Raw genomic sequence first — 25,119 nt, forward strand, 5'->3', positions numbered from 1 at the left:
TAGATTTAAAACGATTTATATAAATATAATTTTTATTATTTAGAAATCTAAATTTCTTCGATTGAAAATTAAATGTCACAACATCATACGATATTCACGGTTCTACAAGTCGTGGTCCACACATTACTAAAAACTTAATTATATTTGAAAAAAAATCCCGATGGGTCGTCTATCTATCCTATTTGTTGTTACTTTCACAGTGTTGTTTATCTCTCCTGCACATGGCCAGAATAGTGGTTGGGACAAGTTAGACCAGCAGCTGACGGAAGCAAGCAGCGATTCTACACGAATATTGGCTTATTATAAAGTTGCTTCAGAAATTTACCGCAGTAATCCCCAAGAAGCGCAGGAGATCGTTTCCAAAGGGTTAAACCTCATCAGCGAAAAGAAATTCGAAGCCTTACAAATTGATTTATTAAATCTACAAGGTATCATTTACCTGAAACTTAACAACTTCGATGAAAGTGCAAAAACTCATTTCAAGGTACTCAAAAAACGGGAAGAACGAAACGACAAGAAAGGGATGATGCTCTCTTTTCTGAATATCGGAAATGTTTTCAATAAGAGTTACGATCCCGATCAGGCCTTAAAATATTACCAACGTGCGCTAGATCTAGCAAAGGAATTGCGCGACACAAGGAATCGAGCAAACATATCGACTAACATTGGCAATATATATGCCCAAAACGCTTTGAATGGAGAGAACAAGAAGGATGTAGCGCATGCCATCGATTATTTGGTAAAAACCGTGGAATTCTGTAAAGCCAATGCCCCCGAAGTCGATCTTTACAATACGTACATTTTATTAAGCTATCTCTATCTCAAGGCAGATAAGCTCGAATGGAGCACGTATTATACGGATCTTGCAATCGGCATCACCACCAAGAAACAAGATCCTGTTGGGGAAAGTTATGCCCGAATCAACCGGGCGAATATCTACGTCAAAGAAAAGCGGTTTGATCTGGCCGAACAAGAAGTCATCCTCATCAAGAGTATCATTACAAAAAGTGGTTTCACCAATCTAACCGAGGACCTTCAGGGAGATTTCGATAAAATAGCGAAAGCGATCAAAGAGCAGGATTCACATTTAATACTAAGCGATCAGGATAGTTCGGACCGCAAGTTTCATGAAGACGCTGAAGTTTTACGCGTACGAGTTCGGGAAGAACTTCGAGAGAAATATGAAAGTGAAAAGAAGGAGCTTGAGAATAAAAATCTGTTATTAAAAAACGTGAGTATCGAACGTGAAGCACATTGGGTGAAATTGATGTGGCTAGCCACCTTTTTTGTCCTTTTAATTATCTCCGTTATGGTACTGTTACTGATCAAAAAGAACAGACTATTACGTGAAGAGAAACGGAAAGTCGTTCAGCAGGCCGCCGAGATCAGGCATCAACATGAAGAGCTCATTCAGGCAGATCGATTTCGATCCAGTATATTTTCCGTTGTGTCACATGACCTCCGAAGTCCTTTGTCAACTTTCCAAGCGCTGCTTGCTGTATCCAAAATTGTCAACCTTCCAACAGACGAAATTAAAAGTATGCTAATCAATATAGGCAATCAAGTTACAACTGCCTCCAAAATGCTCGACAGCCTACTCGTATGGTCTTCACAACAAATGGCAAATGAAAAGCTTGAAATACAGGAAATTTCACCTTATCAAATTGTTAGGGAATGTGAGGCATTATTTATCGATCGGATTAATCTAAAAAATTTATCGATAGACGTCCGTTTTTCCCCTCAATTGACAATCCAAAGTGATCTTAAACGATTTGAATTTATTATTCGCAATATCTTTAACAACGCTATTAAGTTTAGCTTTAGTGGTAAGGCTATTATTTTCAACCAGCGCGACACCGACACAGAAATCCTTATTTCCATTACAGATCAGGGAGTAGGAATGGACGAAAGAAAAATCACCGCACTTAAAAATATGCAGAGACAACAACACAGTCTAGAAGGAACTTTTGACGAAAAGGGAGCTGGTATCGGCCTAATGCTTTGTCATGAATTTGCAAACCGAATGGGTTATTCAATTACGGTTGAAAGTAGTGAAGGTTTTGGAAGTACGTTTATCGTTCATATTCCAAAATAGCATTCTGCCCCAGAAAACAGAATGCGAATAAATGATATTAAAAGCTTTTGACAATTCGTTTTAAATACTCTCCATACCCCGACTTGCAAAGCGGTAGGGAAAGTTTTAGCAACTGTTGCCCATCAATGTATCCCATCCTGTAAGCCACTTCTTCGATTGCTCCTATTTTCATCCCTTGCCGCTCCTCGATTACTTGCACAAATTGGCCGGCCTGCATGAGCGACTGGATAGTCCCGGTATCCAACCAAGCTGTACCACGATCAAAAATACCGACATTCAATTTACCACGACTAAGATACTCTTTATTGATATCGGTGATCTCGAGTTCACCACGGGGAGAAGGCTCTATATTCTTAGCGATCTTGACCACCTCGTTGTCATAAAAATAAACTCCAGGAACAGCATAATTCGACTTTGGAAATTGTGGCTTTTCTTCAATAGAAATAACGTTATTTAATTCATCAAATTCAACCACACCATAACGTTCAGGATCTTGAACGGGATATGCAAAAACAACACCTCCATCGGGGTCAGCGCAGGATTGTAAAAGTTTGGACAACCCGGAGCCATAGAAAATATTATCTCCTAAAATAAGAGCAACTTTATCATTTCCAATAAATTCCTCCCCCAATAAGAACGCTTGTGCTAATCCATCCGGACTCGGCTGTTCTTTATATTCAAATCGACAGCCCAATTGTGTACCATCGCCCAGTAATTTCCTAAAATTCGGAAGATCCTGAGGCGTTGATATAATCAAAATCTCACGTATCCCGGCCAGCATCAATGTTGAAAGGGGGTAATATATCATGGGCTTATCGTATACAGGCATTAGCTGCTTGCTTACAGCCAGTGTTAATGGATGTAATCGTGTTCCTGAGCCCCCTGCCAATATAATTCCTTTCATAGTTTTATGTTTAGATTTGAAAATAAGGATGAAGAGCAGAGCAAAATAATCCTTGATTCTATTTAATTTTTAAATTCTTTGGCCAACATTTTAGCCAAACTGATTTCCCAATTGGGTACCTCAACTGCAAAAACATCCTTGATCTTCGATTTATCGAGCAACGAATACTTTGGCCTGCGTGCAGATGTCGGGTAGGCACTTGTGGGAATCGGTTTTACTTCACAATCGAACGAACGGAAATCACGTATCGCTACAGCAAAGTCGTACCAAGAAATTTCACCTTCGTTGCTATAATGATAAATACCACCTTTCCATTTGGAGGAATTCAATATTTTTACAATTGCCAAAGCTAAATCCTTCGCATAAGTAGGACTTCCAATTTGATCGTTAATTACCCCCACTTCATCACGTTCATCCATTAAACGACACATTGTCTTAACAAAATTCTTGCCGTATGTGGAATAAACCCAAGAGGTACGTATGATGATTGCGTCGGGGTACCATTTCTGAATCGCCTGTTCTCCCGCTAGTTTCGTTTGACCATATACATTGATGGGGGCGGTTTCTGCAGTTTCTTTTAAAGCAGAAGCAGAAGATCCATCAAAAACATAATCTGTCGAAATAGCGATTAGGCGTGTACCGTGAAGATGACAGTATTGAGCGATCTCTTCACAAGATACGTGATTCACCAAATCAGCATTTACCTGATCCTCCTCAGCCTTATCTACAGCCGTATAAGCCCCTGTATGAATAATAAGGTCCGGCTCATACATCGCTAAGATTTGCTGTATGATTTGAATTTGATCCAATGGTAATTGTTTTCGATCCAAAAAATAACACTCCTTTTCGATGTTGTCCAGCAAAAGATCTTTTAGCTCTGAGCCAAGTTGTCCTGAGGCTCCTGTTATAACAATCCGCATCCCGTTTTAAATTAGTTTCAAACGTAACTCTTCAAAGGATTGTGCTTCCTGATCTTTTTGTGAGAGAATCATTCGTTCTGCGGGAATTTGCCAATCAATTGCCAATTCCGGATCTAAGGGATTTATACCATCCTCTGATTCTTTATGATAGTTATTATCACATTTATAGTAAAAAACAGCATGTTCTGACAATACAGAAAAGCCATGTAAGAAGCCTCGAGGAATATACATTTGCTGTTTATTTTCGACAGAAAGTTCCACCGCAACATATTGTCCAAAGGTGGGTGATCCTGGACGAACATCGACGGCAACATCCAGCACTTTTCCCTCAACAACACGGACCAATTTTGCCTGCGCATGCTCACCGCCCTGCAAATGTAGGCCACGCACCACACCAAACTGTGATTTGGATTGATTATCCTGCACAAAGTGTGGTGTATAACCGAGTATCGTCGTCAGTTTTGTTTCATTAAATGATTCAAAAAAATAACCTCTTTCATCTTCAAATACGGTCGGTTCAAGTATAAAACAGCCTTTTAATTTTGTTTCCGTATACGTCATTCTTATGCGTCTTTGTATTGATTATCGTAATATTTTTTATAATCCCCAGAAGTCACGTGTTCTAACCACTCCTGATTGGATAAGAACCAGTCTATCGTTCGGGATAAACCTTCTTCAAAAGTTACTGAAGGCTTCCATCCCAACTCCTTATTGATTTTCGTCGCATCAATCGCATAACGCAAATCATGCCCCGGTCTGTCTTTAACAAAGGTAATCAACTCCTCCGAAGAGCCGCGGACACGCCCCAATTTCTCATCCATCTGTTTGCACAGCTCCTTGATCAGGTCTATATTTTGCCACTCATTAAATCCGCCAACATTATAAGAGTCCCCATTTTTTCCTTCGTGAAAAACAAGATCAATGGCTTTAGCATGATCAATGACATATAGCCAATCGCGTGTGTATTTTCCATCACCATAAACAGGTAGCAATTTATTATTCAAAATATTGTGAATACATAACGGGATCAATTTCTCCGGGAAATGATTGGGTCCATAATTGTTGGAGCAGTTTGTCAAAACAATAGGCAAGCCGTAGGTATCGTAGTAAGCACGTACAAAATGATCTGAACTAGCTTTGGAAGCTGAATACGGTGAGTGCGGATCATATTTTGTTTCTTCCGTAAAAAAACCTGTATCACCGAGCGCGCCAAACACCTCATCCGTTGACACATGATGAAAACGTTTTCCTTCCGAATTATCCTTCCAGATTATCCGGGCAGCGTTCAATAAATTGACCGTTCCAATTACGTTGGTCATGACGAAAGCCATTGGATCGACAATTGAACGATCGACATGCGATTCAGCCGCCAAATGGATAATACCATCGGGCTGATATTCTTGGAAAATGGCCAAGACAGCCTGCTTATCTGCAATATCCGCCTTAACAAAGGCATAATTAGGAAAATGCTCTATATCTTTTAAATTCTCCAGATTACCAGCATAGGTCAAAGCATCCAAATTTATAATTTGATATTCAGGATATTTTAACACAAACTCACGTACCACATGTGAGCCTATAAAGCCTGCTCCTCCAGTAATTAAAATTGCTTTATTCATATAATGATTCTCGAATGTTTAGACCATTGGTCTGCGAATGATGAGTTCACCAAATAGTTCGCTAAAATTAGGATGATTTTTGTTAATTGACAAGTTTTAATCCATGAGTAAACGGAATCAATAGAAAAAGCCTTCAATTAAGAGGGCTTTTCACTTGTTTATCGTGTTAATTATCTAAATTTTGTCTGTTTTATAATAGGATTACAGCACATTTTTTACTAAAGAATATACCGGCACTTCTGCGGGCGATTCATTAAACAATTCGATCTCTTTCTCCTCCACGGCTGTATCCAGCACTTCATATTCCGAATTTTGGGATTTAAACTCCGGAACAATCTGCTTCATCCCGGCAACAAGCTCCATAAAATCTGGCAACTGCGTTTCCGCCTCCAAGATCTGTTGACAGATCGCATTAATGCGCTGCGCTTTAAGCGATAATTCATCGTGATTTACTTTTGCGATCATGATCTTTGGATGATGTGTCTTCACCGTATTCTCATTATTCGCCAACAATTCCTCATAGATTTTCTCACCTGGACGTAATCCAACAATTTTGATATCAATATCCTCAGGGTAACGATAGCCTTTCAATTTGATCATGCGTTTAGCCAAATCAATGATTTTAACAGATTTACCCATATCAAACACAAAGATCTCACCACCTTTCCCCATCACGCCGGCCTCCTGTACCAGCTGACACGCTTCGGGTATTGTCATAAAGAAACGAGTGATTTCAGGATGAGTCAGGGTCAACGGCCCACCATCTGCCATTTGTTTCTCAAATAGCGGAATAACCGAGCCGTTTGAACCAAGTACATTTCCAAATCGTGTAATAATAAAACTGGTATTTGATTTGCCGCTGCAGCTACTAACATAGATCTCAGCTATGCGTTTTGTTGCCCCCATGACATTCGTTGGATTGACCGCTTTATCTGTCGATACCATGACCATCTTTTTAGTGCCATATTGCATACAGAGATCAGCCACATTTTTACTTCCTAAAACATTCGTCTGAATTGACTCGTACGGGTTTGCCTCCATTAAAGGCACGTGCTTATAGGCCGCTGCATGGAATACCAAATCGGGTTTGTAGTGTGCAAATATATTTTGCATGAATGCATAATTACGCACATCACCGACGACACAATACATATCTTCAGGCAATGTCGCCTTTATAGACTGCTGTATATCATACAAGGCAGACTCGGCTTGATCCAGCAAGATTAATTTTTTATAATGCCGTCTTGCAATCTGACGAGCCAATTCCGAACCAATAGATCCTGCAGCACCGGTCACCAGGATCACTTTACCCTGCATTTCTTCCTCAATCTCGGGATGATCCAATTTGATCGGCTTACGCCCCAGTAAATCTTCAATCTTTAATGGCCGTATTTCACGCTTGACCCCCGAATTAAGTAAGATTCGCGCCGGAGGCATAATCTTAAGTTCAAGTCCAATATTCTGAAACCAATCCGACACATATTCCAAACGCTCAGGATCGTTATTTTCAACGGCAATAATAACCTGGGAAATGTGATTTTTCTCAATAAATTCTTTTGAAATCTCGGTAATATCACGAATTTTTAATCCTGCAAGTCTCTTACCAATACGCGAAATCTTATCTTCCACAAATGCGACAACCTGATATTTGATCCGTTGATCCTCTTTTAATAAGGAATAAGAAACCAAGCCTGGACGTGAAGCTCCAAAAATTAGGACATTTTCGCCTTTTCTCGCTGGCAAAAAAAGATATTCATAGATTGTACGATAAACGACACGCGCTCCCACCATAATTACCAATAGAATGCAGGCCTGCATGGTCAAAACGCCATAAGACAAACGAAGATAATCGCCTGCTAAAGTTCCTCTTTCAAAAACTGTTTTGATCAGCACAGTCAGTAGCATTAAAACCACATAGGCTGAGGCGACAGTTTTGAATATTTTAATGGTATCCCGAATGCCTGTCTGTCGGACAATGCCTCTAAAGGTATCATAACACAAAAACATCAAAAGATATATTGGCAATATAACGACAACTTTTTTCAACATCAAAGCAATATCAAATATCCCCTTAAAGTTGTTGACTACATAGTTTGAAAACACATAACTTCCAAACACAAACCACATATCGATCAATAAAATAACCCATCGTGGATTGTCCTTTCTCAGGCGTCTTCTTAAATCTCCTAGAGAACCCATCATCATAGCTTTTTCTCTTTTAATTAAAATGTTACTGACCGTGTCTGCGACAAACGAACACTATCTGATATGGCTTTATTATAATATTTTATAATGGAGACGCAAGATAGTTAAATTTTCACACCTAAAATACTCCTTTGATAAAATATCATTAAAAAAGAACCCTATTCATTCAATCAATTTATCATCGTGGATTAAGCAACTATTATACCGAAACTGTTACATAAACAAATATTAGCATTTATTATTCATAATTAACATTATAGGCACATAAAATAACGATCGTTTTAACTTCAACGGCCGAATCCCTTTGGCACCGTATATAGGTACATAGATATTAACGCAATTATTGGCATATTGTTTGTAATAATAAATAACAAATAGTCATGGAAAGGAATTATAATTTTACATCTCCGCTTAATTTAAACCGAAACGCCACTCCTTAACTGAACTATTTTTCACAACATAATTAATTTACAACATGGGATTTTTTAGCAACCTGTTTGGGAAAAAGACTTCATCTATTCGCTCTTTGGCGCAATTGGAATTTCTAGAAGTAGATATGCATAATCATCTATTACCAGGCATTGACGATGGGAGCGATTCTGTACAACAATCCTTGCATTATATCCAAGAACTTCAACGCTTAGGCCTGAAAAAGTTTATCTGTACGCCCCATATCATGGCTGGCATTCATCAAAACACCAAATTTAGCATTGAACATGCGAAAGATTCGCTTGTCGAGGGACTAAAAAACTCGAGCAATAATGTGGATATATTTGGCGCTGCTGAACATATGATTGACGAAAATCTTCCTTTATTGATTCGTGAAAATGAACTGTGTGTTATGCCTGGTGGGTATGTGTTGATCGAGATGTCGTACCTTTCGGAATCGAAAGCTTTATTCCACACGATTAGAGATATTCAAAAATTAGGATATAAACCCATTCTTGCGCATCCAGAGCGCTATAATTATTACCATAGCAATTTTAATATCTATAAGCAAATTAAAGATTCAGGTTGTCTGCTTCAGTTAAATCTCCTTTCGTTAAGCCGATATTATGGCGTCGATGTGAAAGCCATTGCTATGACCATATTGAAATCAGGCATGTATGATTTTGTGGGAACCGACCTGCACCATCAGCGCCATCTGGACGCTTTAAAAAATATTGTCGAGAAATATCCCATTCGAGAGATGTTGAAAACTTCACCGATTTTAAATGAAACGCTTCTTGATCATATCATTCAGCATAAAGCACAAGTTATTGCTGGATAGAGCAATAATATAACAGATTGGCGCTAACACCTTATAAACGTGTTTTAAAATACGCTATTGTCTTGGACAGCCCTTCTTCCAGTTGAACTGTGGGACCCCAGTCCAAGCTTTTCTTCGCAAGTCCAATGTCTGGTTTTCGTTGCTGTGGATCGTCTTCGGGTAGAGGTAAAAACTTAATCTTTGATTTTGATCCGGTCTGTAAGACCGCCTGTTCCGCCAATTATAGTATCGTAAATTCATTCGGGTTACCGATATTTATTGGGCCGATAAAAGACTCCTCTGTAGCCATCATCCGGATCATTCCTTCTACTAAATCATCTACATACTGAAAACTTCGGGTCTGATTCCCTGCACCATAAATGGAAATATCTTTATCCTGTAAGGCTTGCATAATAAAGTTGGACACTACCCTTCCATCTTGAGGATGCATACGAGGTCCATAGGTGTTAAATATTCGAGCGATCTTAATCGAAATATCATGTTGGCGATGATAATCCATAAAAAGCGTTTCCAGCACATCGCTTTCCCTCATCATAACAGGATCGAAGACCGACAGGATTTACATTTCCCCAATAGCTTTCTTGCTGCGGGTGAACCTTTGGTTCACCATATACTTCACTGGTAGAAGCTTGTAAAATACGCGCATTAACCCGCTTAGCAAGTCCAAGCATATTGATTGCACCCATCTCCGAAGTTTTAATCGGGTTGTACTGATAGTGAACTGGACTTGCAGGGCAAGCCAGATTATATATTTCGTCAACTTCCGCAAAAAAAGCTCCGTCACGTCATGCCGTACAAGCTCAAAATAGGGATTCTGTAACAAGTGAACAATATTGGATTTATCCCCCGTAAAGAAGTTATCCATACAGATGACTTCGTTCTCTTCCTTCAACAAACGTTCACAAAGATGAGATCCTATAAATCCAGCTCCACCTGAGACCAGTATTCTTTTTTTAGGTTATACATAAATTATCAATTTATAATATGGAGTTTTTACTGATTAGAAGTTGTGTTCAACAGCGGCACACGAAAGCCGAAACGGGAGCCGACATTTTCTTCCGACTCAAAAAAGAATGTTCCACCATTTTTCTGAATAAAATGATAAACTACCCACAGGCCTAGGCCTTTACCTTTCTCCCGCATAGGAGTTATCTTTCCCTCTTCCATTATTTGGTCTTGCAGCTGGCGTTGTGCATCAACACTCATTCCTACCCCCGTATCGATAAACTCAACAACAACATCATCGTCATCGCGATATAAATTGAGTTTAATCAGGGAATCTTCATGGCTAAACTTCACCGCATTAATCAAAAGATTTCTTAACATACTTTTCATGATATCCGCATCAAAAAAGATTTGTAATCCGGATTGTAATGTTAATTGAATTTCGATGTTTTTTAATTTAGCTGTTGGTTGAAGTGTCTCCACCACACCTTTGATCATTTCATCGAACTCAATTTCTTGTGGCATATAACTCAATATACCCAGGCTATTTTTGGTCCATTTAAGCAGATTGTCCAAAATACTGAAAAGTTGTTCCGCAATGTCATTGCCTGTATTAATCATATCTCCATACCCAGTATTACTTCCCTCAGGACTCATGCTCAAAATATTTAAGATCATTTTGAGTGAAGAAATCGGACTTCGGAGATCGTGTGCTAGAATAGCATACATTCTATCGCGGTTTAATATTGCTTCCTGAAGCTGCGCTGTCTGCTTGGCAATTGTATTACTCGATTCAATAAGTTTGATCTGATGTCTGATGCGCTGAAGCAATTCCTTTTTATTGAAAGGCTTCGGAATATAATCTACCCCACCACTATCAAATCCACGCACGACGTCATCTGGAGATTTTAAGTTGGTAATAAACAATACGGGAATATGTTTGTACTCTTCGAGGGATTTTAATTCCTGTGTCAAATCAAAACCGTTCGTTTCCCCCATCATGACGTCCATTAAAATAAGATCTATTCTTTGTCGTCGCAAGTTTTCAAACGCGCCTTTAGCACCAGAAGCAGAGAATACGTTAAAATGCTCGCGTTCCAAGATCTCTTTTAATACAAAAAGATTAAGCTCAGAATCCTCTACAATGAGAATATTATAGGTTGAAAAATCGATTTCCATAGATTAATTATAGCTTATGTAGCATTATCCAAAAGGATGCCATCCCTCTTTTAAAATTTATAAATCAATATTACGCTATTAATTACTGTAATATTTTGTGTAGCAAAAATGTTATGCATATCAATTTATCTTAAAATCAACCAATACAGGAAGATGGTCACTAAAGTCAACACTTCCTGTTCTATAATTTACTGCCTGAAATTTAGCTCCAGAAAAGAACACAAAATCAATGCGAAAGAGCTTCATTAAATTATTGTAAGTATATCCATAGCCGTTACCCGCTTCGCAAAATGCATCCTTTAAATTTCCTTTAATTTTATGATAGCTATAAGAATTGGGGCTATTATTAAAGTCCCCACACATAAGCGTAGGAAAAGGAGATTTATCCATTAAACTTTTCAAATAATCAGCCTGTCCCCCTCTCAGCCTAAAATTTTCCGACATTGTTTTAATCGCATTCCACCATTTGAACATAGCATTATCAGCAGGCAATAAATCCCCCTTCACCTGGTTCCAATTTGTCGTCTGCAAATGACAATTCCCGATCCTTATCTTTTCACCTTTCAGGGAAAGGTCGGCAAAAAGCGCACAGTTGGGACGTTCTCCAAATGAAACAGTATGAACCGAGTCTAACGGATATTTACTTAAGATAGCAAGCTGATTATTTCCGGACTTACTCCCTGTTCTTACTAAATAGTGAAACTGGCCAAATGCCCGCTTCAATTCCAATGCTGAGCAGTCGGCCGGCACCTCTTGCAAACATAAGGTATTTACTTTCTGCGATTCAATATAGGAAGCAATCTGTTGCATTGAAGATAAATTATAAATCATTTTAAACTCTCGAACGTTATATGACCCAAAACGTATTTCTGCCGTTTCTACTTGCCCTACAGAGTTCACCTGAATTACCTTTGTGAAATAATGAAAGTTGGCCAATAATGCTACTAGCGGACAAATACTATACCAACTACGCTTATATAAGCCGATAATAAAAAAAAGAAAATTAACGCCGAGAAGTGCTGGTAATAGCACACCGACCCATTGGAAAATAACAGTGGTCTGTGGTGAAATAAACAAAGACAAAAACGACAGGGAGGTAAGTATAGCCACCATTAGCAGCACAATCCGGATCAGTAACCTGGAGATGCTCACGGGCCTAAATTCAAAATCTTTAATCATGGTATGCTATTTAATCTTGTTCGCTTAAGGGTAATCTTATGCTAAAAGTAGCTCCTTGTCCAAGCTCCGATTCGACCCCCAACTGTCCATTCATCTGCTCAACGATACCTTTACAAATTGCAAGCCCCAATCCGGTGCCCTTATCCATTGAATTAATCTTATAAAATCTGTTGAAGATCAACTCTTGATTTTCCATTGCTATGCCTATACCATTATCTTTAACATAAAATTCTACATGATCTTTACTTAGCCTGTAACCAACGTGTACAGCACCCTCAGGTGGCGTAAATTTCAAGCTGTTGTTAATTAAATTGACGAGTACCTGAATCACTCTTCCACGATCCAGCCTAGCCACCAATTCCTTTTCAGGAATGTCAAAAATTATAGCGGGATGTTCGGCATTCGACAGAAAACTCATTGATAATTCGTTCAGTATTCCTTTGAGGGAAACATTCGAGTTCTTTAACCGCACTTTACCTGCATCCATCTGGGACATTTCCAGAACATCCGTTATCAGCCGCAGCAATTGGCTACTATTTACATTGAGGAGTTCACCATATTCCTTTCGCAGTTCAGGATCTGGTGTATCGGCAATAATACTTCCAAACCCCATAATGGCGCTAAGCGGGGTTCGGATTTCATGATTCATATTCGAGATAAAGGCAGATTTTAACCTTTCGGATTCCTCAGCCGCTTCTTTTGAGCGCAACAATTGCTCTTCGTAGCGCAGCTGATCCGAGATATCCCGCTTGATAGTCCAGACGATATCTTCACCGTTACCATTTTTGATCATCAGCGAACTGCATTCCGAGCCAATAATATCCAGTTCTGGATACACCGTATCACAACGATATTGATAATAACCCGAAGCAGAAATGATTTTTTGCACAGATAAATCCCAAGCTTCTTCTGTTGTGAACTCCCGCAGGCATTCAAAAACTTTTAAGTCAGCAATGATCTCTTCTTCTTTCAGACCATTTTGCTGTCGGCAAGCCTTATTCGCAAAAGCCATTGTACCATTTTTATGACATGCAAAAATACTATATGGCGCATTATCAACGACGGAAAGCACCATTTCAAGTTCGTTTCTGTTTTTAATAAAATCGCTTACATTTTGGGAAAAACCGTCTATTAAACATACATTATTTTCAATTCGCTTGGCATACTTTGTCGCCCGTACGTAAGTGATCGGGGTACCGGGTTGTTTTATACGGTACTCAAATGTACTGTATTCAATGGAATCATTGTGCAGAAAAGCATGCATTCGCTTTCTGTCATCGGGATGAACATGTGTCAGTAGATCCTGCAAAGCAATCCTTTCGGGTTCTTCAAGATTTCTTTTTCGGAGATTGGAATAGCCATTGTGCGTAAATTCCCGTTGTTGTAGATCATAAGTCCAATGCCCAATCATGGCGACCTTCCCCACCTCAAGTTGGGCAGTCAGTGCCGATTTAAGACGGTACTTCATGTTACTACGCTGTGTGATATCCCGATATTGGCATATTAGATGTTCGTCATCAAATTTGTGAATTAAAAACTTGAAATAATACATCTGCTCTTCAGTAGGCAGGTCGTAATTTAGATTGGAAGTTTGCCCTGTTTGACGACAAAAGTTAAATTCCTGTTCAATAAGAATTGATGTCGGCTGGGGTAAAATAGACAAAAAATTTTTTCCGACTATATTAATATTAGAATTTAAAATCGGATTATTTGTTTTCATTATAGCATCCACGCAGACATTATCCCTGTTTACCAGCAACAATGTATCGCAAGTCATATTCAAGACTTTCTCCAAGAACTTTAAATCATGTAATATTTTTTTTTCCATAACTTTCAATAGATTATTTTCTTTGAGATTTCTCCCACCCGCCAATATAGCGTCTGCTAAATAAATAGTAAATTCCACGCATTACATTGATGTTCATAAACAGAAAATAGTACGGAATATAAAACAACTTTGAACTATTGGGATCATTTCGCATCGCATACCCTAAAACCGCACAAAGATAAAAGACACACTGAAGCACAAAAATGACAGAAAACACATTGAAAGGTGACAAACACCGATATCCAAGAATTGCAGCCAAGGGGAAGAGTGCAAAAAGAGCAAAAGGTGTAACAGACCAGCGCAACACACGATGAGATATATATTGAAAACTCAGCTTCCCAAATTTAAATCCATTTAGTAATGGCAGCAACCTTCCTATCGACTGCCATCCCCCCGCAGCAATACGTCTTTTCCGTTTTCCTTCCTCTTCCATATTCAGCGAACCGTATTCGACCGCGTACGCATCTGCTGTATATGCAATACGATAGCCTTTTTGTGCGATGCGCATTGATAGCATAAAATCATCCAACAAAGTATCTTCTTCCATCGTAGCAAAGAGTTCTGTTCGTACGGCAAAGAGTTCCCCAGCGGCTCCGACAGCTGAATAAAATTCGAAGTCTAGCTTTTTTAACAGGGATTCATATTTCCAATATGCTCCCTCCCCTTTTGAAGAAACAGTATCGTCATCATTAAAAGCAACTCTTTTTTCACCAGATACACATCCAATTGTTGGATCATCAAATTGGCGAGCAATAATCTTCAACGCCCCGGCATTAAGTAAACAATTAGCATCGCTAAACACCACAATTGGTGTTTTTACATATTCCATACCATGATTAATGGCTGCTGTCTTACCTCTCCTAAGAACTGATCCGACAACCTCGACCATTGTATACTGTCTCAATAGCTCATGACTATCATCAGTACTTCCATCTATAACCCAAAGAATGTGTATCTTGTCTTCAGGATAATCAAGTTCAAGGCAATTTGACATTTTTTCCTGAATAATTTCCGCTTCATTATAAGCAGTAATAAATAGCGTCAATGGAGGAAGCTGCTTTTCCTCACTGTTGCTGGTTTGAACCCATTCCTTGCTGTGAAGAGGGTATGGAAATAACTTGGCCAGTATATAAATTATGATAGCATAGCCGATATAGGTATATAGTACTAAGAATATACAAATCCAGAAGAAAAATTGAAGCATAGGCCGGATAGATTTTAGACAAAAATAGACAATTATTTTTACTGAATCCTATTCGAGTCCTCATCCTGATAATGCTTCTTACCCGAAAATAGTCCGCCTATCGATGTTATCGCTTTACGCAACCTGACAAAAAAGCTATTTGCAAGGGATCCATCCGCACCGAGCGTGTTTTGCCCTGTCATCGCCCGCGCCTTTGTACTTCGAATAAACTGAATCTTTCCGTAGGGCTTAAGTCCCAAAGCCATTGACCCGTCTTCACCACGTTTTATGTCGGTCCTAAAATTAACCTTGCGTCCCAGCTCAGTCTTAAAGGAAAAGACCATCCCCCGAACGCACAATTCAGGCCTTTTTATAAATTGCAGGCTCAGGTAAATATCCCGAAGTCCTTCGTAAAACCAAAGGAAAGTTCTTGACTGTCCGGCTCGGGGCAAGAAACTCCACAAACTGAATGTAGCGGATATCCCTGGCCTATCTAATACTTTCATATGCGTTTCAGCATAGCTTGCGGGATACATGGTGTCTCCATCTACGCAAAGCATAAATTTACCCCGTGCTTGATCAAGACCACATTGCCTAGCAAATCCAGGTCCCTGCTTTAGTTCATTATAATAAGTCACACCAAGTCGTTTTAAAATTGATTCCGTTTGGTCTGTCGAATTATTGTTAACGACTATTAATTCCATAGGCAAATGACAACATTGTTCTGCTAAAGACCAAAGGCATGCCAAAAGCCTTTTTTCTTCATTATAGGCGATAACCACAATACTTATAATCGGGTCAGAACTTGAAAAAAGTTGGATCTGTGCCCGAACCTTCTCAATAACATCATTATCTACAGAACTCATGTCTTGGTCATAGACCTCCGCATACTGCGTATACCATTTAACCATCCTAGCGTCAATTATTTTGTTAAAAAATTAAATTGCTTGCAACACGTTATTCATCTGTTCGGCCCATGATAAGTCCAAAATACTATTTCGAATGCAGGCTGGGTCAAATTTTTCCTTCTTTAAAAATTCCAGTATTTTAGTGATATCAATGGCGGATTCATCCGGACTCGCTTTGAGTACATAAGGTTGCCCATCAAAGTCAGCATCAGATTCCGAATAGATAAAGGGAATTCCACGCGCCGCATATTCTCGGTTTTTTAAGGTTTTTATAACTTGTATACCACTGCGATGACGGCCTAAACTACCGATTGCAAAGTCGGACAGATTAAATATGGCATCCAATTCGTCACCCCAAAGCGGGCCATGTAAGACTACATGTTGCTGGAGATTAAAATGCATTATCGGCTCTAAAATAGATGTCCGTTCACGTTCGCCGCTAAATCGCCCCACTAGGTGAAAAATGATTTGACAATCAGGGTGACTTTGTTTATAAATACCTAGTCCGCGAACCAGCCGATCAAATCCGTGCCAATAATGTATTTCCGCAACCCCCAGCAAATGGATAATTCGTTTTTCTACCCCCCACTTTGGTTTACGAACTGGAATGGCACTGAAGTCTATCCCATTGGAGATGCGTATTGCTCGCTGCCCAAAAATTGTCCGGGCATCAGAAAAAGTGACAAAAGCATTCAATTGCTTTGCAAGCTTTTTACGATAAAGACGATCGATTGCCAATTCGAGGCGCATGCGCAAAGTGACATACTCCTGATCATAGGGATAAGTTGGAATCTCCATTAGCACCTTTGCGCCCGAAAGCCGCATCATCTTCACCATGTTTAATGTGAAAGGATTGGCATTATGGTCGGACCGAATATAAATTAGTTCGAACTTATTTGTCTGTACGTATTCTGAAATCGCCCGATAGTCTAAGCGTTTACGTATTTTTGCTATTAGACCTTTACCGAAATCCACAAGAATGTCATCTTCAATATTCCATACACGTGAGCCATCACTTTCTACCCTGTAATAACACAGCCGAACATCCACACCAGCAGATTTCAAACCGTTAATTTGTCCCCATATTTTTTTACTAATGCCATTATGTTCGCTAAAACCATGGAATACCAAAAAAAGTACCTTATATGATCTATCTTTTACAGCCCCTTTCAATTTTGAATGCTTTTAAATACTGTTGTTACTAGACTGGAAAATACAAAAAGAATATGAATACAGGAAAAAATGATCAAAATGCTTTGATTAAAAACGCTTAAATAAACTAATTTAATCTTACTGAAGTGATGACTTGCGTAAAAATGCCAACAGCAGATTGCGATACCCTCCGAACCAAATCATTAAAATCATAGAAAAAAGATAGATAGCAGTTTTGATTGCTAAGCGAAAACCCAAATTATCCGGCAACTGGTTACCTACAACCAAATGAAAAATAAATCCGAGTATGAATGCAAATAAGATCGGCCGCCATAGGCTATTGACAAAGCCAATCAGGCTTCGCCTGAATACCACGCGATACATTAGCCAATAGGCCTGTACAAAATTGACACTAAATGTAACCAATAAACACCAGGCCACTGCGTCAATACTTTTAGCGTAAAATACACCAAATAGTATTCCCCCAACATTTAATACTGCCGAAAACAAACCGCATATAAACAGACTTTTGGTATCTCCTGCTGTTTGGAAAATGGACCCCGATGAGGATAGTATCAATTGGATCCCGACTGTTAGACTCAATATTTTAAAGGAAGGAATTGCTAATCCCCACTGCGGTCCAAAAAATAATAAAATAAGTTCTTCAGCTGAATAAAACAAGAAAACTGATAATGGAAATCCGATCAGCGACAATAGGCTGGTTAATTTTAGATTTGCCTCATAAAGATATTGACTATCCTTCCCCTTCTGACTTAATATCGGATGGATCACTGGTGTAATCACCTGCGTAATGTTTTGGAGTGGCAATGACATTAGTCGATAAGATTTGTCATAGAATCCCAGCGGTACCATGCCCAGATATTTACCAATTAGTAGGGTATCCGAATTTCGGCTAAAATAATTGATAATATTAAACAAAAACTGAAAAATCGAATAAGAAAATAGTGGCCGAAGTGGTCGAAATGAAAAACGTAGGCTAAATTTTAATGGATACTTTAAATATGAAATAATAAAAATCAATAGTGATGAGAATATGGGATTCAAAATAAGCGCGTACACCCCCATTCCTTTAAAGGCAGCAATTATAGATAATCCTCCGCCGATAAGTTGAACAATCAAACTTCGTAAAGCGATCGATTTAAATAACCTATCCCGAAAAAATAAGGCATTTGGAACTACGGTAATTCCCGAAAAAAATAGACTTAGCGCCAGTAATTGGCAGATTGGTTTTAATTGGGGCTGTGCATACCATTTTTCGATAATTTCAGCAGACAAAAAGAATAGTACTGACAAAGTGATAGCAATATATACAGAAAGGGAAAATAAATAGCCCAATGCTTTTCGATCCAGCTCTTTGTGCTGGACAACTGCCGGAGACAGTCCGAAATCAGCTATTAAATTTAGGAAAGCAATTGCGACTGTAGCTATGGCCACCACGCCAAACTGATCTGGTGCAAGCAATCGTGCTAAAACCGCCGTGACGACCAGCGAAATTACCAAATTCGCGTATTTGGCCAAAGCTGTGAAAAACACCCCAGAAACGATTTCCTTTTTTATGTTATCCATGCAAAAAGCCTTTCTTAAACAGTAGAACTCCCATAGTTTTAAGTGAAACATATTTTCGCCAACACGTCAAAATCAAGAGAAATATTTTCCAGCGGTCAGCGATCGGTAGCACATGTGCTTTCCATACCGCTGCGTCCAACATACGATGCAGATACAACTCAATAATTTGTATACTATCCGAATGCTTTCGTCCATACTCCCTCAAACGCAGGGCAACTGTGAAGTAACATGTTATATTAAAAAGTTTTAATCGGCTTGTCATAATGGAATCTGGCCTGACACGCCTCTGAAAAAATTGCTGTGGTATATAAGCAACTCGAGCTGCCCCTAAATACAACAAGACGGTAAATAACTCATCCTCATGCACAATGCCGGGTTCAAATCCAAATCCATTCCGATCAAGTATGTCCTTACGAATTAAATACATACAAACTGAAGAGAAAAAGTCTTCTGCGTTCAGTTGCTGTTGCAATGCGTCCGGCCCACTAAAAACAGTATAAGCCGGCATCATTTGTCGGGAATAATTAAAATCCTTTAGTATTGAGCTATCCGAATTATCCGCAAAAACCGAAGCATCAAAATAAACAAAATCGAGGTCTTTCTTTTCACAATAATCCAAACACATAGATAGTGCATCTGCACGCAGCAGGTCATCACTATCCATAAAATAAATATACTGGCCGTTCGCAAGAGAAATTCCTCTATTTCTGGCAGCAGATAGGCCTTGATTTTCCTGTGAAAATAATTTGACTCGGTTATCACATGAGCCCCATTTTTCCAGTATAGAGAGACTTTGATCGGTCGAACCATCGTTGATTAGTATAAGTTCAACATCTGCATATTCCTGATGTATAATACTCTCTATAGCCTGATCAACATACATAGCTGTATTATAAACTGGCATTATAATGCTAATCAAAGGCCTTTCATTCATGGTTTGATCCAGGCATTAAGATTAAAATCGTAATTTTTCACAGTTTTGGCCGGGTTTCCAACGACAACACTATATGGCGGAACATCTTTTGTAACCACGGATCCCGCACCTATTACAGCATGTTCACCTATACTAATACCTGCTAGAATAACCACATTTCCACCGATCCAGACGTCGTCAGCAATCGTCACTTGAGCGGTGCTGACTCCTTGATCTGCAATAGCTTTGGTCACATCTTCATACCCGTGGTTTAATCCTGAAATAAGTACATTTTGACCGATATTCACTTTATTACCAATCGTCACTGGCCCTATGATCGTATTCGAAATTCCTATTCGGCTATTGTTGCCGATAAACAAGTCGCCGACAGCATTATTCAATACGGCAAATGACTCTATCACGGATCGGGATCCTATGGCACATTTACGGAAAGGAACCAAATCACGGCGCACACTACCATAAATCACTGAACCCGCTCCCCGTTTAACATAAAAAAACTGCAGCATGCGAACATACCAGCGCGGCCGTGTACGCACAGGATTCATGATAAACCAGTGCAGTAAGCGCTTAAATTTAGGATGATTATGAATGTACGCTTTCATATATTGCTAATGTATGTTTTCCTGTATGTTCCCAACTGAAAGCTTCGCTTCGCGCCAAACCTTTACTAACAAGCGAGCTATATAACTGTGACTCATCTTCCAATTTCAACATGCCTGCTGCAATGGATTCTATATCCATCGGGTCTGTATATACCACATTATCCCCGGCTACCTCAGGAATAGCAGACGTATTGGAAGTAACCACAGGTGTGCCACAGGCCATCGCTTCAAGCAAGGGAAGTCCAAAACTTTCCCGAATAGAAGGATACAAAAAAGCAAAAGCACCATTGTAAACTTCAACCAATTTGTCATGAGCGATATATTCTTCGACCACAATAAAATCTTTTATCGTTAACAAATCGAATTCTTTTAATAGTTTTTCCAAATATGCATGATCCAAATCGGCCAGGAACAACCTTTTCTTGTGGGCACTTCTCTCTAAATAAAAAGCATAAGCCATCAAGGTATTTCTCAGATTCTTTTTGGGATCGGTATTACCTAAAAGAAGCCAAAAATCCCCTTTATCAAACTTTAAAGATTGCCCCTCCGTAGGTATATCCATCGGTTTAAATCTTGAGCTTACACCATTATATACTGTGATAATATTTTTCTGTAGATGCGGAAATGCCGTCTCGATATTTCTTTTTTCAAAATTGGAGACAGTGATCACGGTATGAACCCTTTTCAATACACGTGGCACGACCCAACGTCTATAGATACGTCCCAAATTTTGGTACATGGACGAATTGCTACCAATCTTTTTCTCCATAAAGATGATATCGTGCAACGTAAGTACCAGCGGAATAGACAATCCCAATGGCGCAGTGTTGGAAGTACAGTGCAGGATATCCGCATTGCTGGTTTTAATAAGTTTAGGTAAGAGAAGTTGCTCCCAAATAAAATAGTTGGAGCTTTCCAAAACTTTAATCTCAAAATTCGCTGAACTTTCCAAACAGCGGTCCTCGCCTGGCCCGACAGCGATAATATACCGGTTAAAGGTATCCAATTTTTGAAGGGCGCGAATTACTTCCAAAGCCACAAAATCCATCCCGTGTTTATTGAGACGAAAGATCCGTTGTGCCTCAATGATTATAGTCTTCTTTTTTTTCGCCATGCGGTGTATGCACAAAAGTATTACGTCCCGATTTGATTCCCATAAAGCTACGTAAGATTGCCATAAAAATAAATGGTAATTTTAAAAAGCAGAGCAAGGTCCTGCGCGTATAAAATCTATTTGGTATAGCTAAGCCAAGTGACATAATAAACAGCCCATAGAGTATAAACCATTTATAAGCCAATGTTGGTGCTAACAAATAGACAATGCTTCCCAGTATAGGAACCATTCCGAGTAAAATAATGCGGGGTGGTATCGACCACTGGATCAACTTGTCGAGCATAGGCCAGTTGCGGGTACGAATTATTGTTCGAAATCGCTTCAAAGTAATCAAAAAAGTATCAATTTGAGCAGCGATCCATCTTTTTCGCTGATTGGAGAGATCGCGACGGTTCTGTACTTTCTCATCTAGTACATACACATCCTCCAGGTAAACCGTGAAAATCTTATCCAAGAGCAAATAATACTCCAGCTCTTTATCCTCACCCATAGAGCTTATTTTAGCCATCGTATTTTTAAACCATTTAATTTCAAACAACATGCCCGAACCCGTTAATGCGGCTGGTAATCCCAGGTTCACATGCCCCTGTCTAAAAATTGAATTATTTATTTCCTCGCTGATCCCATCGAGATATGCAGTATCGGTATTACTATTTTTTGCGATGCGATGTGTCTGGACGGCAACAGCGCCAGACGCAAAGCAATCATTGACAAGTGCTAGATAATTTGGAAAAACTAAATTATCAGCATCCAATATAACCACACCATCAAAATCTTCTTCTTTGATAACGTTCATTGTCAGATTTAAAGCAGCGGCCTTGGATCTCTTTTCATATGTAGGAATAAGTATTCGAATGCCCAAATCTTCAAGCTCTTGATTGGTTTCTTTCATCATACCGTCGGAAACAACGACAATTTCAAAAAGCTCTTTTGGATAGTCTTGCTTCAAAAATGATTGTATGCTATCCACAATTACCGCATCCTCTTTGTAAGCGGGAAATATGATGAGAAATCGGTGTTGAATATTCGATCTTTCAAAGAATAATTTCTTAGGAATGCGAAAGCCGACTGAAAAAATAAAGAAATACATGATCCATACCAAGAAAGGAATAAAAATCAATGTTTCAATAATAAACAAAACCGTTCCCATCAGCTTAGATTCTTTTTAGAAAATAATTTAATCCCAGACCATGTCCCTGAACATACTGCTCCAACATGCCTCCACTTACCAAAAAAAACAAATTTAATTAATTTTGTGCTATTCACTATCCCAATGAGATAAAAAACAGCCAAAATCCGATCTATTCCCGACCTGTTTCGATAGGCAAATAACAAGCGGTTACGTGTCAGATAAAATATTTTTAATGGGGAGTCCTGACCTGTGGAAGCACTTTCTTTATGAAAGATATGAGCATCTGCAAAATATACTAATTTATATTTTTTATTAATCCGACAGCTCCAGTCCAACTCCTCATAATAAAGAAAGAATAGCTCCGACATTACACCAATTTCCTTGATAATTCTGTTGGGTACCAACATAGCTGCACCATGTAAATATGGAATCTCAGCACAGTTATTATATTGACCTCTGTCCGTTTCCCGATAACCGATCTGCTTATTTCGAAGGGTAACTGATGTAAGCGTTGTGCACCCCGCAAATTGGATCATTCCCTTGGGTTGATAATACATTATTTTAGGTGAAATTCCACCTACTCGTGAATCTAGCGCAAAGACTTCCAACATAGCCAAAATCTCGCTATCGCCATTTTTTGGAAGTAGCGTATCATTATTTAAGAAATAAATAAATTCGCCAGTAGCTATTTCCAGCCCCAAGTTATTTCCTCCTGCAAATCCCAGATTCATTCTATTATAATAGCCTTTGATATTAGGAAATTGATGTTTGATCAGACTATATTCATCTTTTAACGAACCATTATCGATGACAATAACCTCATATGCAAAAGATAGTCTCGCATTCAGAATACTTTCCAATAGGGAAATGGTATCGGCCAATCCGTTGTAATTGACCGTTATGAATGATATTTTATAGGGTTCCGCTTTCATGGCTCAGTTTTTTGTCCAAATAAGGCGAAAGCATAATAATCCCCATTAGAATGTACACGGTCTGCCCAGTGGGCATTTGATGTAGCACTTCATTCGCATACCCCGCGACCATAATTCCTGCAAGTCCGGCTGTAGAAGCCATTGCTATAGACTTGATCCGCCTATCTTTCAGTCGAAATAGCACGTAATATGTGCCATATCCCAATATCGTAAGACATAAAATAATATAGCATATAAGACCGACGACCCCCGTTTCTACCCATATAAAAACGAAGGAAGAATCGGTTGCGATACCATGTATTGCATCTCCTTCATTCGCATGTTTAGACCCGCCCAATCCTATACCAAAAGGATGGTCGCCCATAAAGGTTCGCATTTTTTTCTGATTCTCCAAGCGCACATTGAAAGAAGCATCCTTTGAAAAAGAGAAAGCCGTCCGCATACGACGGATATCTGAACTGCTATTGCCAATGGTCGTTAAATTAAAGAAAGCAAAAGCCGTTATTAATAAAGAAACGCCAAAGATTACCCACTTCCACTCCTTCACAAGGATAATGAAGAAAGCAAAGCCTGCAAAAGGAACAGCAATAGCGGCCCTTGTACCAGATATCATTAGCCCATAAGCCGCAAAAGCGATAACAAAAATATAAAGAAAACGTCTTTTTGTCTGCTTTTCATAAATAGCTAAGATGGTAAAAACAACCACAGCCAGCCCCATATGACAGCCAAAGTTTGCTGCATCGCTAAAGAATGAAAAGTAACGGATCCCACTATAAATCACATGTGTATGAGCGCCGAATGTATATAACCAAGCAGTCTCGAATCGGTCCAAACCGATATACTTTTGCCCTATCGCCTTTAAAGCTCCCAAAAGAACAAATATGCCCCAAACTTTAAAAAATAAGCGTAATTTGGAAATGTTATCCAAACTAATAAAGACCAATAATTGAAATAAGACAATATGCATCCCAATGCTACGGACTGTCGTAATCCAGTTCGCAAAAGTGGACATTGGATTTACAATCTCCAGCATGCAATAAAGCATCCAAAAGATGGAGATCAAGAGAAAAGTATTAAAATATACTTTACCTAAGGAATTTCCTCTAATAGAATGTAAAGCTAACGAGAGAAAATTAAATAAAATCAAAAGATCCAGGATGACTCCTACCGGAAGTGGAAAAGTGATATAGCGCCCAAAACCCATCACCAGGTAGGACAAAATATACAATAGAAAGAAACAACTTATTGGCGAAGACAGCAGCACAATAATAACCAATAAAAATACAGGCAGCATATAGAACAACATAGCCAGTGACAATCCTGCAAAAATAAAAATGCAAGTTCCTGCCAATCCCCCGAGTATGAGAAACAGCAGGAGCAAATGCCGACTGGTTATCATCGATTTTGTATGATCATACTGCATCATATCCC

Annotated in this window: 23 protein-coding genes and 1 pseudogene; 2 read left to right on the plus strand and 22 right to left on the minus strand. The window is 39.0% G+C overall.

Annotated elements, in window-relative coordinates; translation table 11 throughout:
* The first annotated feature begins 160 nt into the window (after positions 1 to 160).
* The gene (locus ACHWSC_RS10190) at positions 161 to 2,095 is read left to right on the plus strand and encodes an ATP-binding protein (RefSeq protein ID WP_394676668.1); all 1,935 of its coding nucleotides are present in this window, start codon (positions 161 to 163) and stop codon (positions 2,093 to 2,095) included.
* 37 nt (positions 2,096 to 2,132) lie between these two features.
* Here the strand turns inward: ACHWSC_RS10190 and rfbA are convergent, their stop codons facing one another.
* The 5 genes from rfbA to ACHWSC_RS10215 all read right to left on the minus strand — a co-directional run bounded on the left by rfbA (position 2,133) and on the right by ACHWSC_RS10215 (position 7,743).
* Positions 2,133 to 2,999 (minus strand): glucose-1-phosphate thymidylyltransferase RfbA, encoded by an 867-nt coding sequence (gene rfbA / locus ACHWSC_RS10195; protein WP_394676669.1) that lies wholly within the window; start codon positions 2,997 to 2,999, stop codon positions 2,133 to 2,135.
* Between the two features lie 62 nt (positions 3,000 to 3,061).
* The gene (gene rfbD, locus ACHWSC_RS10200) at positions 3,062 to 3,919 is read right to left on the minus strand and encodes a dTDP-4-dehydrorhamnose reductase (protein ID WP_394676670.1); all 858 of its coding nucleotides are present in this window, start codon (positions 3,917 to 3,919) and stop codon (positions 3,062 to 3,064) included.
* 6 nt (positions 3,920 to 3,925) lie between these two features.
* Positions 3,926 to 4,480, minus strand: coding sequence for a dTDP-4-dehydrorhamnose 3,5-epimerase (gene rfbC, locus ACHWSC_RS10205; protein WP_394676671.1), 555 nt, complete (start codon positions 4,478 to 4,480; stop codon positions 3,926 to 3,928).
* Positions 4,481 to 4,482: 2 nt separating this feature from the next.
* Positions 4,483 to 5,538: a dTDP-glucose 4,6-dehydratase gene (rfbB, locus tag ACHWSC_RS10210; protein WP_394676672.1), complete on the minus strand. Its 1,056-nt coding sequence runs from the start codon at positions 5,536 to 5,538 to the stop codon at positions 4,483 to 4,485.
* A gap of 201 nt (positions 5,539 to 5,739) precedes the next feature.
* Complete coding sequence (locus ACHWSC_RS10215) at positions 5,740 to 7,743, minus strand: polysaccharide biosynthesis protein (RefSeq protein ID WP_394676673.1); 2,004 nt, start codon at positions 7,741 to 7,743, stop codon at positions 5,740 to 5,742.
* Positions 7,744 to 8,218: 475 nt separating this feature from the next.
* Here ACHWSC_RS10215 and ACHWSC_RS10220 point away from each other — a divergent pair, with 475 nt between their 5' ends.
* Positions 8,219 to 9,013 (plus strand): tyrosine-protein phosphatase, encoded by a 795-nt coding sequence (locus ACHWSC_RS10220; protein WP_394676674.1) that lies wholly within the window; start codon positions 8,219 to 8,221, stop codon positions 9,011 to 9,013.
* A 31-nt stretch (positions 9,014 to 9,044) separates the two neighbouring features.
* Here ACHWSC_RS10220 and ACHWSC_RS10225 read toward each other — a convergent pair whose 3' ends face one another.
* From ACHWSC_RS10225 to ACHWSC_RS10305, 17 genes and pseudogenes are all read right to left on the minus strand, one after another.
* Positions 9,045 to 9,233, minus strand: a complete 189-nt coding sequence (locus ACHWSC_RS10225) for a hypothetical protein (protein WP_394676675.1) — start codon at positions 9,231 to 9,233, stop codon at positions 9,045 to 9,047.
* Positions 9,234 to 9,512, minus strand: a complete 279-nt coding sequence (locus ACHWSC_RS10230) for an NAD-dependent epimerase/dehydratase family protein (protein ID WP_394676676.1) — start codon at positions 9,510 to 9,512, stop codon at positions 9,234 to 9,236.
* A complete protein-coding gene (locus tag ACHWSC_RS10235; RefSeq protein ID WP_394676868.1) occupies positions 9,490 to 9,765 on the minus strand; it encodes a GDP-mannose 4,6-dehydratase in 276 nt (91 codons plus the stop codon). Before ACHWSC_RS10235 ends, ACHWSC_RS10230 begins: the two co-directional genes overlap by 23 nt.
* Before the next feature lie 35 nt (positions 9,766 to 9,800).
* Positions 9,801 to 9,959, minus strand: a pseudogene (locus ACHWSC_RS10240) (NAD-dependent epimerase/dehydratase family protein); the annotation flags it as partial.
* 47 nt (positions 9,960 to 10,006) lie between these two features.
* Complete coding sequence (locus tag ACHWSC_RS10245; protein ID WP_394676677.1) at positions 10,007 to 11,137, minus strand: response regulator; 1,131 nt, start codon at positions 11,135 to 11,137, stop codon at positions 10,007 to 10,009.
* Between the two features lie 120 nt (positions 11,138 to 11,257).
* Positions 11,258 to 12,316: an endonuclease/exonuclease/phosphatase family protein gene (locus ACHWSC_RS10250; RefSeq protein WP_394676678.1), complete on the minus strand. Its 1,059-nt coding sequence runs from the start codon at positions 12,314 to 12,316 to the stop codon at positions 11,258 to 11,260.
* Between the two features lie 10 nt (positions 12,317 to 12,326).
* Positions 12,327 to 14,144 (minus strand): ATP-binding protein, encoded by a 1,818-nt coding sequence (locus tag ACHWSC_RS10255; protein ID WP_394676679.1) that lies wholly within the window; start codon positions 14,142 to 14,144, stop codon positions 12,327 to 12,329.
* A gap of 13 nt (positions 14,145 to 14,157) precedes the next feature.
* Positions 14,158 to 15,348: a glycosyltransferase family 2 protein gene (locus tag ACHWSC_RS10260; protein ID WP_394676680.1), complete on the minus strand. Its 1,191-nt coding sequence runs from the start codon at positions 15,346 to 15,348 to the stop codon at positions 14,158 to 14,160.
* A gap of 38 nt (positions 15,349 to 15,386) precedes the next feature.
* Entirely contained in the window at positions 15,387 to 16,238 is an 852-nt protein-coding gene (locus ACHWSC_RS10265) for a glycosyltransferase family 2 protein (RefSeq protein ID WP_394676681.1), read from the minus strand.
* A 27-nt stretch (positions 16,239 to 16,265) separates the two neighbouring features.
* Positions 16,266 to 17,408, minus strand: a complete 1,143-nt coding sequence (locus ACHWSC_RS10270) for a hypothetical protein (protein ID WP_394676682.1) — start codon at positions 17,406 to 17,408, stop codon at positions 16,266 to 16,268.
* Between the two features lie 117 nt (positions 17,409 to 17,525).
* Positions 17,526 to 18,974 carry a lipopolysaccharide biosynthesis protein gene (locus ACHWSC_RS10275; RefSeq protein ID WP_394676683.1) on the minus strand — a complete coding sequence of 483 codons (1,449 nt, stop codon included), beginning with the start codon at positions 18,972 to 18,974 and terminating at the stop codon, positions 17,526 to 17,528.
* Positions 18,967 to 19,908, minus strand: a complete 942-nt coding sequence (locus ACHWSC_RS10280; protein WP_394676684.1) for a glycosyltransferase — start codon at positions 19,906 to 19,908, stop codon at positions 18,967 to 18,969. Before ACHWSC_RS10280 ends, ACHWSC_RS10275 begins: the two co-directional genes overlap by 8 nt.
* A complete protein-coding gene (locus tag ACHWSC_RS10285) occupies positions 19,905 to 20,510 on the minus strand; it encodes an acyltransferase (protein ID WP_394676685.1) in 606 nt (201 codons plus the stop codon). Before ACHWSC_RS10285 ends, ACHWSC_RS10280 begins: the two co-directional genes overlap by 4 nt.
* A complete protein-coding gene (locus ACHWSC_RS10290; RefSeq protein ID WP_394676686.1) occupies positions 20,491 to 21,624 on the minus strand; it encodes a glycosyltransferase family 4 protein in 1,134 nt (377 codons plus the stop codon). The genes ACHWSC_RS10285 and ACHWSC_RS10290 overlap by 20 nt, the downstream gene beginning before the upstream one ends.
* Entirely contained in the window at positions 21,593 to 22,774 is a 1,182-nt protein-coding gene (locus ACHWSC_RS10295) for a glycosyltransferase (protein ID WP_394676687.1), read from the minus strand. Before ACHWSC_RS10295 ends, ACHWSC_RS10290 begins: the two co-directional genes overlap by 32 nt.
* The gene (locus ACHWSC_RS10300; protein WP_394676688.1) at positions 22,774 to 23,688 is read right to left on the minus strand and encodes a glycosyltransferase family 2 protein; all 915 of its coding nucleotides are present in this window, start codon (positions 23,686 to 23,688) and stop codon (positions 22,774 to 22,776) included. Before ACHWSC_RS10300 ends, ACHWSC_RS10295 begins: the two co-directional genes overlap by 1 nt.
* Positions 23,669 to 25,114, minus strand: a complete 1,446-nt coding sequence (locus tag ACHWSC_RS10305; RefSeq protein WP_394676689.1) for an O-antigen ligase family protein — start codon at positions 25,112 to 25,114, stop codon at positions 23,669 to 23,671. The genes ACHWSC_RS10300 and ACHWSC_RS10305 overlap by 20 nt, the downstream gene beginning before the upstream one ends.
* Positions 25,115 to 25,119: the final 5 nt, after the last annotated feature.

Source organism: uncultured Sphingobacterium sp. (genome assembly GCF_964277905.1).
Lineage (GTDB): Bacteria > Bacteroidota > Bacteroidia > Sphingobacteriales > Sphingobacteriaceae > Sphingobacterium > Sphingobacterium siyangense.

Coding starts and splice junctions, on each gene's coding strand:
- ACHWSC_RS10300 (WP_394676688.1), bottom strand. CDS start 23,688: ATGAAAGCGGAACCCTATAAAATATCATTCATAACGGTCAATTACAAC.
- ACHWSC_RS10275 (WP_394676683.1), bottom strand. CDS start 18,974: ATGGATAACATAAAAAAGGAAATCGTTTCTGGGGTGTTTTTCACAGCT.
- ACHWSC_RS10285 (WP_394676685.1), bottom strand. CDS start 20,510: ATGAAAGCGTACATTCATAATCATCCTAAATTTAAGCGCTTACTGCAC.
- ACHWSC_RS10230 (WP_394676676.1), bottom strand. CDS start 9,512: ATGGATTATCATCGCCAACATGATATTTCGATTAAGATCGCTCGAATA.
- ACHWSC_RS10260 (WP_394676680.1), bottom strand. CDS start 15,348: ATGCTTCAATTTTTCTTCTGGATTTGTATATTCTTAGTACTATATACC.
- rfbD (WP_394676670.1), bottom strand. CDS start 3,919: ATGCGGATTGTTATAACAGGAGCCTCAGGACAACTTGGCTCAGAGCTA.
- rfbB (WP_394676672.1), bottom strand. CDS start 5,538: ATGAATAAAGCAATTTTAATTACTGGAGGAGCAGGCTTTATAGGCTCA.
- ACHWSC_RS10215 (WP_394676673.1), bottom strand. CDS start 7,743: ATGATGATGGGTTCTCTAGGAGATTTAAGAAGACGCCTGAGAAAGGAC.
- ACHWSC_RS10190 (WP_394676668.1), top strand. CDS start 161: ATGGGTCGTCTATCTATCCTATTTGTTGTTACTTTCACAGTGTTGTTT.
- ACHWSC_RS10295 (WP_394676687.1), bottom strand. CDS start 22,774: ATGGGAACGGTTTTGTTTATTATTGAAACATTGATTTTTATTCCTTTC.
- ACHWSC_RS10245 (WP_394676677.1), bottom strand. CDS start 11,137: ATGGAAATCGATTTTTCAACCTATAATATTCTCATTGTAGAGGATTCT.
- ACHWSC_RS10250 (WP_394676678.1), bottom strand. CDS start 12,316: ATGATTAAAGATTTTGAATTTAGGCCCGTGAGCATCTCCAGGTTACTG.
- ACHWSC_RS10265 (WP_394676681.1), bottom strand. CDS start 16,238: ATGGTTAAATGGTATACGCAGTATGCGGAGGTCTATGACCAAGACATG.
- ACHWSC_RS10290 (WP_394676686.1), bottom strand. CDS start 21,624: ATGGCGAAAAAAAAGAAGACTATAATCATTGAGGCACAACGGATCTTT.
- rfbC (WP_394676671.1), bottom strand. CDS start 4,480: ATGACGTATACGGAAACAAAATTAAAAGGCTGTTTTATACTTGAACCG.
- ACHWSC_RS10280 (WP_394676684.1), bottom strand. CDS start 19,908: ATGAATGAAAGGCCTTTGATTAGCATTATAATGCCAGTTTATAATACA.
- ACHWSC_RS10305 (WP_394676689.1), bottom strand. CDS start 25,114: ATGATGCAGTATGATCATACAAAATCGATGATAACCAGTCGGCATTTG.
- ACHWSC_RS10255 (WP_394676679.1), bottom strand. CDS start 14,144: ATGGAAAAAAAAATATTACATGATTTAAAGTTCTTGGAGAAAGTCTTG.
- ACHWSC_RS10220 (WP_394676674.1), top strand. CDS start 8,219: ATGGGATTTTTTAGCAACCTGTTTGGGAAAAAGACTTCATCTATTCGC.
- rfbA (WP_394676669.1), bottom strand. CDS start 2,999: ATGAAAGGAATTATATTGGCAGGGGGCTCAGGAACACGATTACATCCA.